We start from the raw sequence: 13,303 nt of genomic DNA, 5'->3' as shown, positions 1-13,303 counted from the left end.
AGTTCTCCTTTTTTAATTTTTAATATGGTTTCAAATATCCTAATTCTACCGCATTTTTAACACTTCCTAATAGAGATTGTGCATGCTCTTCACATTTTACATATTCATTAACTTTAATAGTCGCATAATGTCTAAATTTTTTCCAATGTTGTTCGCTATGACTAGCTGGAGTTTCTTGTTTATAATCTTCATATGTATTAAACGAAGCTATATGTTTAATATAAACTTGAAACAATAGTGTTTCATCAAAATAAGAATCATTTATAACATCATAATTTAGATGACTACTAAAAATATACTTATCTAATTCTTTAAATAAATTATAATGGTCTTTTTCTAATTTAAAATATTTCTCAGTTAATAATTTTCTTTGATCAGATTTATCAAAATCATACCTTGTATCTTCTCTCATTCGTGAAACTAATTTCCCAATTAAAACAACAATCATATTTGTTATTTGTAATCCAATATGTTCTTTAGAATCACATTTTTCTTCAACATTATCAATTTTTAAATCTTTAAATATATTCTTGGGTATTCCTTCGTCTAAAAACAATTTCCATTCAATAGTCTTATCTAAATTTTTTTGTTCACTCATCCATAAATCAAATGCCCACTTTACTTTATTCCAATCAAAAGAAAGCGGTATTTTAGGCTCAGCGAGTTTAATTTTATGATTAGTAATTACCCTATCTATAGCCACAATCAATTGCTGATAAGTTTCTAATTGTTGAGCCATTCTTAAATTGCCTTGATTATTTTTAATAATCCTATTTAAATCTTCTTTTATTAACCTTAGCAACGGTCGAGTTGGTAAGCTTTTATTTAATAGAGCTTCTATAACTTTTTTTGAAGCTTCAATCTCAACATATTTGGTTAGAACATATTTAACAATAAATGGTGATAGCTTTGTCTCTTCAGCTAAAAAATAAAAGAAGTTAGTTAATCTTGATGATGTAATAATTGACATTTTACTAATCATAAATAATAAATTGTTAACATTGTATTTATTTAACATTTTAAAGAGTGAGGTATAAAACTTAACTTCATTATTTTTCATAGAAGCAATTCCAAAATCAAAATTTGTCTTTAACAAATCCAAACCCTTGAGTTCTTTATTCTTCTGTTCCAAACTTTTTTGTAATTGCAATCTAGTTAATAAATAGGTTCTAACAATCTCATTATAATCTGATGTAATAGCTACATAATTTTCTTCATCAATCTGAATCACATTAGCAACATAGGAGTGCATATTATCATTGCCATAAGACAATTTATTCATCTTATCAAATGGTTCTGTTATCTTAAAAGTTTCTTGCGGACCTTTCTCATCCATAAACAAATATTTCATTTTCTTCCATTATCTTTCTTATATTCCCAACACCTGCTTGACCAAACTCATGATATACTCTAAGTGGCGTGTATCTTTGATAATAAACTGATAATCACCATTACCCCAAGTACCTATTTGGGAAACGTTGCGAGCCAGACCCTTGAACTCTTCCAATTCTCCCCATTTAGCATTGATAAATAGTTTTAGTTGGTTTTTCTGAACTTGAATATCCACAATATTTTTCTTGTGTTTTTTGAAAGAAAGGTAAAGCTTTTTAGCTTCCAAATGGAGTGTTGGTTCTAATTGAAAAAGAGCATTTTTGACGTCTTGATAACATTCGAGTATCGCATCTGACTTGCCAAGCAAATGATATTCTTCATCATAAGTGACAATTTCAGACAACATAGTTAACCTTTCAGTTCTTGCTGATTCTGTTTTGGTCTTAATACTTGGAGCATTTTGAGATTTACTAATCCCACTGACCACTAAAATATCTTGGTCATAGCGATTGACTTCGCATAACTCAATATTTAAATCCTTAAAATCAACTGCCTGTTTTTGAAAGTCAGTGAAATTTGGTGAAACAAAAATAACCTTACTTTGCGACCAATCAACTTCTTTTTTTGTTAATGCTTTGCCTGTTTGTTCTTGATATTCTAGAACAAAATCAGCTTTATATTTTAAGAGTGTATTCAAATAAGAAACACCTTGATCTAAAACACTCACATTGGTTGCTCGTTTATATTCAATAATCACAAATGATTTTGTTTCTAAATTATAGGCTAAGGTATCTAATCGTTGATTTTGTATGGCAAATTCAGATTTAACAAACTCCAATCCTGTGAGCGACTCTAAATTCTGCTCAAATAAATCTTGTAATTCTTTTTCTAGTTTGAAAGGTTTTTCAACTAAACTTGTTAAACCTTTTCCAATATGAAATAATTCCATTCCTCTCCTTTCTTTTATCAATTTTTTATATCAAAAAAACCGCCCAGCATACGCTAGACAGGGACGAAATTCATGTTATGATTTCCGCGGTACCACCACTGTTTCGGGACTAGCCCGCAACTTTATTATTACAACTTGAAATATCAGCAACCAGTTTTGACATTTGTGCGGGGTTCTCAGCTAAGACCGCTTTCTGTAACAAATGGGATTCAAAACACCTCTGACTACTTTTATTTTAGCAGATTACTGAACAAAAATCAATAATTTCTCGTGCCAAAAAGCCCATCTGGTAAATCATGAAAAGCCTTGCCATTTTTGTAATTGTCGAGCTTACCTTGTAAAAATTGGTAGGCATCTAAACGGCTTTCGTAGCGAATAATCGCATCCTTTGCTCGCTCATCTGCCTTAGCTTCAAACTCTTTTTGGCTTTCTTCCATAGCCACTTGATTAACCATGACCTGCATGGTCAACCATTCGTCTAAATCTTTCAAAAATTCCTGTTCAACTGTCATAAAACCACTCCATTTCCTTTTAATTTATTATACCATAATTTGAACATAGGACTTGCCTTGATACCAAAAATGTGATATGATAAAAGAGTAGCCGCTATAGTTAAATGGTATAATAGAGCAATGGTAATGCTCCGTTCCGAGTTCAATTCTCGGTGGTGGCATCAATAACCTCCTAAAAAAGCCCGATTTCATGGGCTTTTTTATTTTTTTGGTCAAAAATTTGGTCAAATAACTAAAAGCCAAGTTTATAATAAACTTGGCTTTTGTCTAAATAATTTGATTTTCTGTTTGACCTGTTGTGAAAGCCTCATGGAAGTTTTGAAAACTAATGGAAATCATATCTTCCAAGGCTGGTTCCGTATAGGCTCCCATGTGGGGGGTAATCAACACACGCGGATAACGTTTGAGTAGTTCTTGATTGATTGGGTCTGGAATCTCTGATATGTTCGAAAATGCTTGCCCCATGGTATTTGGCTCATCAATGACAACATCTGTTCCGTAAGATTCTAACTGTCCACTATCTAGGGCGACCAAGAGGGCTTCATGGTCAATCAATTCGCCACGCGCCGTATTGATTAAAATTGCTGACTTTTTCATCTTGCCTAGGAAATTAGCATCAACCATCTGATCATTTTCCCCCGGAAAATAAGGAACATGAAGTGACACAATATCTGATTGAGCTAAGAGTTCATCTAATTCCACAAAATCAGCAAATTGCTTGGCCATATCTGACGGATAAGGGTCATAGCCCAAAACCTTAGCACCTAAGCCCTTGTAAAGAGAGGCTTCTGTCGCCCCAATCTTACCCATACCAACAATACCAACCGTTGAACGATGTAATTCCTTACTAAATAGGCTTGGGTAAACCTTAAAATCTCCTTGAGCTACCTGAGTGGTTGCCAGATTAGTATGGCGAAAAAGTTGTAAAGCCAAGGTCAAGGCCAGTTCTGCCACTGCATAAGGAGAATAGTTTGGAACACGAGCCACCATCAACTTCAATGCCTTAGCCAAGTCCATGTCAATATGATTGTAACCTACTGAGCGTGTAAATAAATACTTAATCCCATAGTCAGCAATGGGTTTTAACGTTGCGGCATCACACTGGCACATGCCACGAACTAAGACAGCATCACAACCCTTAGCTTCCGTGACATTGGCAGGCGATAAGAAATCACTAACCAGTTTCAATTCGAAATTATAACGATTTAACTGATGAAAATACGGTTCCTCAATCGGTCGAACACCATAACAAACAATTTTCACAAGTCACTCCTTCTATGTCTAAAACAAACCTGCTGAATTAAGAATACCCAAAATAGCAATCCATACAGGAATAGCAATAACTGCTGCCAAAGTTGACAAGAGTGACGCATTAGACGTTAACACTGCCTCACGGTCATAACGAATGGCATAGGCTGCTGCAACAGTTGCCACTGGCGTTGCCATCATAATCACAACGGTAGCAATCGCTGCATAGTTCAAACTCAAAATACCTGTCGCATTCAGTAATAACAGACAAACTAGGTTAAGTAAAGGCACCATAACAACCTTATTAAATGAATAATACCAACTCAACTTACTTGCAGCTGCTTCTTTAAAAGAAATCGAACCTAAAGTACAACCAATTGACAACCAAGCTAGTGGTGATGCCAACTGACTCAAGTATTGCAAAGGCTTAGCCAACCAAAGTGCTGTTTGATCAATACGATAGAAAGCAACCGTCGTCATCTCACCTGTCGCAACACCATTTTTCAATTCAGGGACAGTCACTTGTGGCATTGACCCTTGAATCAACCAAAGGAAAAGACCGACAAATGTTGCAATCACAATAGGATTGATAAACATTTTCTTGATATTGCTAGATTCCATCTTCAAGCCTGACATCTTGATATAGGCATAAGAATAAAGGAAAATACGGTAACCAATATTAAAAATAGAGCTATAAATTACGCCTTCTGGGCCATAAATAGCCCCAACGATTGGAATACCAAAGAAAGTGGTTGAACCAAAAGTTGTCAAAATCGCCATAACTTCTTGACGAGATTTTTCTTCTTTTTTATAAAGAAGAGGTGTCACCAAAATCAAAATAATATAGATGACAATTCCCCAAATCAAAAGTCCCAAACCTTGCTTGAATGTGTCTGGTTTAATAGGTTGCATGAAAGAGTTAAAAGCTAGGGCTGGAATGGCAACAGAAAGTACTACACTGGTCAAGATTTTGCCAAAATTTTCTCCAAAAACGCCACGCTTACGCAGAAAATAACCTAAAAAAATAATAAAAATAGTTGATGAAATCGCACTCAGAATGCTCTGATTGGTTAATGTTTCAACAATTGCCTGTCCTAAATTCATTAGAACCTCCTCTTTGTCAATAAATAATCTGTCCTTTTGAACATTGTTAATTCTATCACAAAAAGAAAGCGCCGTCAATAGAGATAGAGAGTTTTTTCACAAAAAAAGACCACGACCTGTGATCTTATCTTTTTTCTAAAATTAACTTAAAACGTATGCCATCTGGGTCTTGAACGATTACTTCTTGTGGAGATAACTCAAGTTGTAAATTCATACGCTTTGCTTGTTGCAAGCTATGATAGAAATGAACCATATCCTGATAAATAATGGTATAGTAAGCTAGACCTGGCAACAAGGTTTTCCTAGCTTTTAGCTCTTTCCCACCCCATTCATTAACGGCTAAATGGTGATGGTAATGACCAGAAGCTAGCCAAGAGGCAGACGGTAGGCTAAACTTATTATCCACACCTAATAACTGTTGATAAAACTGACGAGAGGCACGACTGTCCTTAACTGAAAGATGGACATGTCCCATCCTTGTTCCATGTGGCAAACGATAAGGCACTTGAGACTTACCTAGATGATAAATTTCTTCTTCCGCGAAAGGACGTGTATCACCAACGATTTGCCCATTTTCTCGAATATCCCAATTAGACATAGGACGATCACGATAAACTTCAATGCCATTACCTTCCAAATCTTCCAAATAAATGGCTTCGCTATAATCATGATCACTTGCTCCCACCAAAACAATCTTATTATCCACAAAATGCTTGAAAAGATTCGCTAAGTCCTGCCTTTCTGGAACTAATAAAGCCAGATGATACAAACCATAACTTGCTGAGGCTTGCTCTTGATGTTGCGTCTTAATCAATCGAATCAACAACTCTTGGCCAACCCCTAAATCTAGTCTGTCCTCACGTTCGGCTAAAAGTTCCAAACCTAAAACCTGTTGGTAAAAACGACCTTGTAATTGTAAATCTTTAACATAGAGGGCTACATGTCCCAACTTAAATAACGATTGATAAGTCATTTCATTTCCTTTCATCTAAAAATGCTAATAAGTCTTTAGAGAACTGCTCAGCATATTGGAAAATCGACCCATGTCCTGCTTCTGGATAAATAATCAATTGACTATTGGTTAACTTCTTTGCCATCTCATAGGAGTTAGACGTTGGCACCTGCATGTCGTTATCTCCATTAACAACTAGAGTAGGCTGGGTAATATGAGCTAAATCATCAACTGGTTCTTTCCCCCAACTTTTGATCGCTTTTAACTGCTGCAAGAAACTAGGAATTGCCATTTGTCCATCCATAAAGCCAGGTTCTCTAGCAGCCATGCGTGTCAAAACTTGCTTAGCTTCTTCTGCACCCTTAGCATCATGATTATAAAAAATATAACGCTTAGGATCTACTCGTTCTATTCCTGCTTTTAGCATATATTTGAAGGTCTTTTCTGTGACTTTATCTAGTTCTAAACCACCACGATGACCAGTTCCTGCTAAAATCAATTTTTCAACCAAATTTTGATCCAAACGAATGATTTCTTGTGCAATCATTCCTCCCATTGAAAGACCTAACAAATTGATTTTCTGATAACCTAAAGCTTTAATAATAGCAATTGCTTGCTCAGCCATAGCTGGAATGGTCTTACCAACCTTCCCTTGACTACCACCGACACCTGGTAAATCCAATAAGATGATTTCTTGCTTTTCAGCTAGTAAATCAATCAATTTAGGATCCCAATTATCCAAAGTTGCAGCCAAGTGAATCAACATAACCAAAGGAAGTTTCGATTTACCCTGTCCCACACGACGATATGCCATTTTTTGTCCCGAAACCATCACATACTGATTTTTAGTTCTCAAATACCCCATTATTTTCTCCTATTCAAATCTTAAAACGGTTTTACCACGCGAACGACCATTAGCCACTTTATCCAAGGCAAGATTGACATCATCAAATGCAAAAACGGTATCAATAGATGGTTTAATCTTTAACTGACTAAACAAGTCAGCGACTTCTTGTAACTGTTGCCCATTACTTTCAACAAAGATAAAATGATAACTTACCCCATATTGTTTCGCCTTTTTATCAAAAGAACGACCTGCCAAGGCAAAAAGTCCTTGTTTCCATAGTGACAAGTTCATTCGCTTGGCAAAGGCACCATTAGGCATACCACGCAAAGACACAAGCTGACCACCTTTTTTCATAATGCTCATTTGTTTTTCTGTCTCTTGGCCCCCCAAGGTATCCAAAACATAATCAATTTCCGTTAATAACGTCGTATAATCCTCTGTTTTGTAATCAATAAATTGATCTGCCCCTAAGGCTAAAACTCGCTCTGCATTAGCACCATCACCATTAGTAATCACTTTTAAGCCTTTGGCTTTAGCAATAGGAATGGCCATCGCACCAACACCACCTGTCCCACCAGAGATAAAAATGGTTTTACCAGCTTGAGCCTTCATCAAATCCAAAGATTGCATAATGGTCAAGGCTGTCAAGGGAATGGCTGCCGCTTCCACATCCGTCAAATACTCAGGAACTTTGGCTAGGGCTTGACTATCCACTGCCACATACTCTGCAAAAGCACCGATATTCGTCAAGGGCAAGCGAGCAAAAACACGATCACCAAGGGCAAATTGACTAACTTGACTACCTAGACTTTCCACTCGACCAACCACTTCATTACCTGCAATCTGTGGCAACTTGTAAGGCACAATCATCTTGACCTCTCCACGAGAAATCATATTATCTAAGGGATTAACACCTGCTGCTAAAACCTTTATTACAACTTGTTGGGGCTTAGGAACTGGCTTTTTAACTTCTGATAGACTTAGTTCTAAAGAATTTTTATCATAATTTGTTACTAGAGCTGCTTTCATTTTTATCTTTCCTTTCTTTTGTCTGATAAAGCCTATCAATGACATCTTGTAAACTTTGATGAGACAGCGACTTGGCCAAACTCATTTCGATGTCTTGAAAAAGTGGAGATAGGCTAGCTTCAATATAACGCCCCACAGGACAATCTTGATTGCCATTTTGATGAATGTCAAAAAGATGAATATGATCCAACTCCTGTGTCGCTAGATAAATCTCTAAGAGAGACATGTCTGATGCCAAACGGGTTAAGCTATAACCCGATTTGCCTTGCTGACTACTAATTAACGATGCTTGTTTCAATAAGCCAATCACCTTGCGAACATAGCTCGGATTCGTTCCAACACTAGTTGCTAAAAAACTTGATGTTAATGGCTTTTGGCTTTCAGCAATCATGCTCAATACATGCAAACCAACTGAAAATTTAGTATCCATTTTTTCTACTTTCTATTTAAACGACCATTGTTTATTGACGTTTGCCATCAGCAACAAAGGTTAAAGTTTTATCAATCTGATAAGTGTGTAAGGCTGATACATAAGTTGTCAAAGTGGCATTCAACTGAGGAGCTACCTTCTCATAAAAATCTTGTCGAGCTTCTTGATTTGCAAATCCTAAGATAACAGACGCATGCAGATGTTCTGATTTAGGATTGTCATGTGCGACATTTGGTGTATCCCACGTTTTTTCATTCCAAGGCATATAGACTTGCGAACGAACCTCTGTCACGCTATCTACTTCTGCCAACTGATCAATCAATTTTTCATTAACATACTGTCTAAAAGCATGACTACTCACTCCTTCTTGACGACGCAAATATAAGACATCACGCAGTTGACTGTCTTCTTTGTCTGTTGCTGTTAACCAACGTGACGAATAAGGAAAGCCCATGTGCATTAACGTGCGACGAAAAACATTCACTTCATCTTGGAATGCCAAGGCTGTCTGTTTACGACCAGCTAGTGGCGATAACATATTTTCAAAAGTAACTTCAGCAATCCCATCAATCCGACGATCTTCTGAAACTTGAGTTTCTAAACCATCAACTTGTGGCCAAAAACTATGCTCTGTTGGACTCAAATGTTGCTGACGATACTCCAATAAACCTTTCGATGCTGCAATAATCTGAGAATGTGGACCACTCCAATAATCCATTCCCTCCTGTCTTGGCTTATCATCTCTCATCCACAATAAAATTGATACTGAAAATTGTTTGCTAAATTGATTTTTCATTCTAAATTCATCCTTTTGAAAGTTTTTGTTGTACTTATTTGTGATACAAGTATATACTGGGTCGTTAACTTTGTCAACTGTTTTAACTCAAAAATCTCCAATGACAACATTGGAGATTTTTATATCATTGATTAAATAAACTAAAAGCTACTTGAAGTAAGCCTCTTGCCTTACCTCGCTCTTGATGTAGCGATTTCTGAAACTTTTGAGCAAAATCAATCACTGACTTAGGGGCTTCATATCGATGAGTTAACAAATACAAGGAAACTTTTGACGTCAAAGACAGCATAATAGCGTCATCTTTTTTCTTTTGATACTCGCTATAACTCGTCAAAAAAAGTTGATACAGTTCTTCTTTTTCTTGTACAGCTGGATCTTGCAAGACTTTTAAAAACAAATCATCATAATAATCTGCCATAGGAACATCCCTCCGTCTTTTTTATGTTTTTTTAATCAATTTAACAACAGCCTCAGTGCGTGCCGTGTGTGGAAACATATCGACAGATTGAATATAAACCACCTCATAAACTTGACTTAAACTCACCAAATCTCTAGCTAAGGTTGAAGTGTTACAAGACACATAAACCATTTTTTCTGGAGCATAGGTCAAGATGGTCTTGAGCAATTTATCATCTAAACCTGTTCTAGGAGGATCGACAATTAAGGCATCTGCTCGATAGCCTTGACTATACCACTTAGGAATAATATCTTCTGCCTTGCCCGTCTCATAATAAGTATTAGTGAAGCCCATCTTAGTCGCATTATTTTTAGCATCCTCAATAGCTTCTGGAATAATATCCATGCCTCGTACCGACTTAACCTTCTTAGCAAAGGCAAAACCAATGGTTCCAACACCACAGTAAGCATCAATAATATGATCGGTTTCTTTGACATCTAGAGCCTCAATCACCTGAGCATAAAGTTTTTCCGTTTGTTCTGGATTAAGTTGATAAAATGCTCTTGGAGATAAAGAGAAATAATAATCTAAAACAGACTCTTCTATAGCTTTTTGACCCCAAAGAATCTCCGTTTTTTGTCCATAAATCTCACTAGTTCTCGCACGATTAAGATTAAGGGCAACTGTTTTAACTTGAGGAAATTTAGCAATCAAATCTTGAATAAGCGGAGATAATCGAATCTCTCTACTCGCTACAAAGATTAGTTGAAGCTCTCCCGTTTTCCTAGCACGACGTACCATAACCGTACGAACACCTTCTGCTCGTCTTTCCTGATAAATCGGTACCCTATGTTTTTCTAATAAGTGGACCACATGGTTAATGACAAATTGTGTTTCTTCATCTTGCACCAAACAATCTTTAATATCAATTAAGCGATGTGAATTTTCTGCATAAAGACCTGCTATTACTTTCTTACCAACTTGACGAATTTGAAATTGTAGCTTAGCCCGATAATGAGTCGGATTAGTCATCCCCAAGATAGAGCGAATCTCATAATTTTCATAACCCTCAGGCTTAAATTTCTTCAAAGCTTGACGGATAATATCATCTTTAAAAACAAGCTGCTTGTCATAACGCAAGTGCATAATCTGACAACCACCACAGGCTTCATAAATCGGACAAGCAGGGGTGACACGAAATTTAGACGGTTTATTGATTTTTAAGATACTAGCTTCTACAAAATTTCGCTGAACCTTAGTAATTTGGCAAAAAACTTCTTCTCCTTTCAAAGCACCCGGTACAAAAACCAAGGTTTTCTTGTAAAAACCAATCCCCTCACCATTGATTCCCATTTTTTTAATCTTGAGAGGAATTCTTTGTTTAACTGCTAAATTCATCACACACCCCACCTTTTCTCACTTCTATTCTATCATTTTTTGTTACAATAAAGATATGAAAATTACCAAACTAGAAAAGAAAAAACGACTCTATCTCTTAGAACTAGATGAAACAGAAAAACTCTATATCACCGAAGATAGTCTTGTACGCTTTATGTTAAGTAAAGGCAAAGAGCTTAATCAAGATGAAATTAATAAACTCAAAGACTACAATCAATTTTCATTAGGGCGAGGCTTGGCACTTTATTACCTATCATTTAGCCAACGAACTACAGCTCAAGTCAAAACTTACCTCCATAAATATGATATTGACGAAGTAGCTAGTCAAAAAATCATAAACTATCTGACACAAGAAAATTTTCTCAACGATAGAACCTATACTAAACACTATATTGAGCAACAAAATCAACATGGTGATAAAGGACCTTATGTCATCACACAAAAATTATTACAAAAAGGCATTGATAAAGAGATCATAGAAGATGAATTAGAAGCTATCGATTTTTCAGCAAGTCTAGAAAAATTAGCCAATAAACTAGCCAAAAAATATAGCCATCGACTACCTACTAAGGCACTCGAACAAAAAATCATTCAGTTGATTATCAATAGAGGATTCGCTTATGCTCAAGCCCAAGAAGCCTTATTGACTTTAGATCTAACCAGCAATACAGAAGATGAATTGGAACTTCTTTATACAGAACTTGACAAACAATATCGTAAACTAGCAAAACGTTATGACGGTTATCAGCTTCACCAAAAACTCTATCAAAATCTGTTCAGAAAAGGTTATCAATCCCAAGACATTCAAACCGTACTCAAAGACTACAAATAAATCAAGTTTCAAGAGTGCTTTTTTATTGATATTATGCTAGAATAAGAAAGAATAGAGTCTTTTAGAAAGTTGGTAAATCATGAAATTACCTAAAGAAGGCGACTTTATTACCATTCAAAGTTATAAGCATAATGGGCATCTTCACCGTGCTTGGCGAGATACCATGGTACTAAAAACAACAGAGCATGCTCTAATTGGTGTCAATGATCATACACTAGTCACTGAAAATGACGGACGACGTTGGGTTACTCGGGAACCTGCTGTTGTTTATTTTCATAACAAATACTGGTTTAATATTATTGCCATGATTCGAGAAGAAGGTATTTCTTATTATTGTAATCTAGCCAGTCCCCATATTATAGACGAAGAGGCACTCAAATATATCGATTACGATTTAGATGTCAAAGTCTTTCCTGATGGCTACAAACGATTACTGGATATAGAAGAATACGAAATCCATCGAAGAACCATGAATTATTCAGCAGAGTTAGATTACATTTTGAAAGAAAATGTTAAAATCTTAGTTGACTGGATCAATCACCAAAAAGGCCCCTTCTCTCCATCCTATGTCAAAATTTGGTACCAACGTTATCTAAAACTCAAGAATCGTTGATCGTCGAAATATAAAATAGAGCAATGAAATGATTTCATTGCTCTATTTTATATTAACATGCTTAGAAAAAATAAACTAATTCATTTTACAAAATAAAAAAGCCCTTAAGGCTTTTAACAAACAGTCCGTACGGGATTCGAACCCGTGTTACCGCCGTGAAAAGGCGGTGTCTTAACCCCTTGACCAACGGACCATCATATATGGGCACGAGTGGACTCGAACCACCGACCTCACGCTTATCAGGCGTGCGCTCTAACCACCTGAGCTACGCGCCCAAATATTAAATTTAGTACCAATGTACTATGCCGGCTACATGACTTGAACACGCGACCCTCTGATTACAAATCAGATGCTCTACCAACTGAGCTAAGCCGGCCTATTATTATACTATATGCGGGTTAAGGGACTTGAACCCCCACGCCTCGCGGCGCCAGATCCTAAATCTGGTGCGTCTGCCAATTCCGCCAAACCCGCTTATATGACCCGTGCTGGGCTCGAACCAGCGACCCATTGATTAAAAGTCAATTGCTCTACCAACTGAGCTAACGAGTCTGACCTTTCCAAGTAACCTAATACTCGAAAAACGGTCCCGACGGGAATCGAACCCGCGATCTTCGCCGTGACAGGGCGACGTGATAACCGCTACACTACGGGACCTATATGGGAGTTAACGGGATCGAACCGCTGACCCTCTGCTTGTAAGGCAGATGCTCTCCCAGCTGAGCTAAACTCCCCTCGCTAAGCGACTACCTTATCTCACAGGGGGCAACCCCCAACTACTTCAGGCGTGCTAGGGCTTAACTGCTGTGTTCGGCATGGGTACAGGTGTATCTCCTAGGCTATCATCACTTAACTACTCTGATT

Annotated in this window: 14 protein-coding genes, 8 tRNA genes and 1 rRNA gene; 3 read left to right on the top strand and 20 right to left on the bottom strand. The window is 36.8% G+C overall.

What is annotated here, in order from left to right:
* Positions 1-19 precede the first annotated feature (19 nt).
* The 3 genes from FRX51_RS00120 to FRX51_RS00105 form a co-directional block, all read right to left on the bottom strand.
* Entirely contained in the window at positions 20-1,336 is a 1,317-nt protein-coding gene (locus FRX51_RS00120) for a hypothetical protein (RefSeq protein ID WP_261379766.1), read from the bottom strand.
* Positions 1,337-1,369: 33 nt separating this feature from the next.
* Entirely contained in the window at positions 1,370-2,281 is a 912-nt protein-coding gene (locus tag FRX51_RS00115) for a DUF5655 domain-containing protein (RefSeq protein WP_146494759.1), read from the bottom strand.
* A gap of 257 nt (positions 2,282-2,538) precedes the next feature.
* Positions 2,539-2,793, bottom strand: coding sequence for a DUF1912 family protein (locus FRX51_RS00105; RefSeq protein ID WP_146459728.1), 255 nt, complete (start codon positions 2,791-2,793; stop codon positions 2,539-2,541).
* 90 nt (positions 2,794-2,883) lie between these two features.
* Here FRX51_RS00105 and FRX51_RS00100 point away from each other — a divergent pair.
* Positions 2,884-2,954, top strand: a tRNA-Thr gene (locus FRX51_RS00100).
* 106 nt (positions 2,955-3,060) lie between these two features.
* Here the strand turns inward: FRX51_RS00100 and FRX51_RS00095 are convergent.
* The 9 genes from FRX51_RS00095 to rlmD form a co-directional block, all read right to left on the bottom strand.
* Positions 3,061-4,056, bottom strand: a complete 996-nt coding sequence (locus FRX51_RS00095) for an NAD(P)-dependent oxidoreductase (RefSeq protein ID WP_146494757.1) — start codon at positions 4,054-4,056, stop codon at positions 3,061-3,063.
* Between the two features lie 18 nt (positions 4,057-4,074).
* Positions 4,075-5,145, bottom strand: a complete 1,071-nt coding sequence (locus tag FRX51_RS00090) for an AEC family transporter (protein ID WP_146494755.1) — start codon at positions 5,143-5,145, stop codon at positions 4,075-4,077.
* Positions 5,146-5,269: 124 nt separating this feature from the next.
* The gene (locus FRX51_RS00085; RefSeq protein ID WP_261379765.1) at positions 5,270-6,133 is read right to left on the bottom strand and encodes a VOC family protein; all 864 of its coding nucleotides are present in this window, start codon (positions 6,131-6,133) and stop codon (positions 5,270-5,272) included.
* Complete coding sequence (locus FRX51_RS00080; RefSeq protein WP_146494753.1) at positions 6,120-6,962, bottom strand: alpha/beta fold hydrolase; 843 nt, start codon at positions 6,960-6,962, stop codon at positions 6,120-6,122. The genes FRX51_RS00085 and FRX51_RS00080 overlap by 14 nt, the downstream gene beginning before the upstream one ends.
* A gap of 9 nt (positions 6,963-6,971) precedes the next feature.
* Entirely contained in the window at positions 6,972-7,973 is a 1,002-nt protein-coding gene (locus FRX51_RS00075) for an NADP-dependent oxidoreductase (RefSeq protein ID WP_146494751.1), read from the bottom strand.
* Positions 7,945-8,403 carry an Rrf2 family transcriptional regulator gene (locus FRX51_RS00070; RefSeq protein ID WP_146494749.1) on the bottom strand — a complete coding sequence of 153 codons (459 nt, stop codon included), beginning with the start codon at positions 8,401-8,403 and terminating at the stop codon, positions 7,945-7,947. Before FRX51_RS00070 ends, FRX51_RS00075 begins: the two co-directional genes overlap by 29 nt.
* Before the next feature lie 31 nt (positions 8,404-8,434).
* Positions 8,435-9,199: a hypothetical protein gene (locus FRX51_RS00065; RefSeq protein ID WP_186627055.1), complete on the bottom strand. Its 765-nt coding sequence runs from the start codon at positions 9,197-9,199 to the stop codon at positions 8,435-8,437.
* A 124-nt stretch (positions 9,200-9,323) separates the two neighbouring features.
* Positions 9,324-9,617 (bottom strand): bacteriocin immunity protein, encoded by a 294-nt coding sequence (locus FRX51_RS00060; protein WP_146494747.1) that lies wholly within the window; start codon positions 9,615-9,617, stop codon positions 9,324-9,326.
* Positions 9,618-9,638: 21 nt separating this feature from the next.
* A complete protein-coding gene (rlmD, locus tag FRX51_RS00055; RefSeq protein ID WP_146494745.1) occupies positions 9,639-10,994 on the bottom strand; it encodes a 23S rRNA (uracil(1939)-C(5))-methyltransferase RlmD in 1,356 nt (451 codons plus the stop codon).
* A 55-nt stretch (positions 10,995-11,049) separates the two neighbouring features.
* Between rlmD and recX the strand changes: the two genes are divergently transcribed.
* Both recX and FRX51_RS00045 read left to right on the top strand, forming a co-directional pair.
* The gene (gene recX / locus FRX51_RS00050; RefSeq protein ID WP_146494743.1) at positions 11,050-11,826 is read left to right on the top strand and encodes a recombination regulator RecX; all 777 of its coding nucleotides are present in this window, start codon (positions 11,050-11,052) and stop codon (positions 11,824-11,826) included.
* Between the two features lie 79 nt (positions 11,827-11,905).
* Positions 11,906-12,439 (top strand): DUF402 domain-containing protein, encoded by a 534-nt coding sequence (locus FRX51_RS00045; RefSeq protein ID WP_146494740.1) that lies wholly within the window; start codon positions 11,906-11,908, stop codon positions 12,437-12,439.
* Between the two features lie 121 nt (positions 12,440-12,560).
* On the opposite strand, the gene FRX51_RS00040 is transcribed toward FRX51_RS00045, so the two are convergent.
* The 8 genes from FRX51_RS00040 to rrf all read right to left on the bottom strand — a co-directional run bounded on the left by FRX51_RS00040 (position 12,561) and on the right by rrf (position 13,292).
* Positions 12,561-12,632: transfer RNA gene (locus FRX51_RS00040), tRNA-Glu, on the bottom strand.
* An 8-nt stretch (positions 12,633-12,640) separates the two neighbouring features.
* Positions 12,641-12,714: transfer RNA gene (locus FRX51_RS00035), tRNA-Ile, on the bottom strand.
* Between the two features lie 28 nt (positions 12,715-12,742).
* Positions 12,743-12,815 (bottom strand) — tRNA-Thr (locus FRX51_RS00030).
* A 16-nt stretch (positions 12,816-12,831) separates the two neighbouring features.
* Positions 12,832-12,913, bottom strand: a tRNA-Leu gene (locus tag FRX51_RS00025).
* A gap of 5 nt (positions 12,914-12,918) precedes the next feature.
* A tRNA-Lys gene (locus tag FRX51_RS00020) sits at positions 12,919-12,991 on the bottom strand.
* A gap of 32 nt (positions 12,992-13,023) precedes the next feature.
* A tRNA-Asp gene (locus tag FRX51_RS00015) sits at positions 13,024-13,096 on the bottom strand.
* Positions 13,097-13,100: 4 nt separating this feature from the next.
* A tRNA-Val gene (locus FRX51_RS00010) sits at positions 13,101-13,173 on the bottom strand.
* 3 nt (positions 13,174-13,176) lie between these two features.
* Positions 13,177-13,292 (bottom strand): 5S ribosomal RNA (gene rrf / locus FRX51_RS00005).
* Positions 13,293-13,303: the final 11 nt, after the last annotated feature.

Source organism: Streptococcus sp. sy010, assembly GCF_007859175.1.
Classification (GTDB): Bacteria; Bacillota; Bacilli; order Lactobacillales; family Streptococcaceae; genus Streptococcus.
This window is presented reverse-complemented; position numbering and strand designations above follow the sequence as displayed.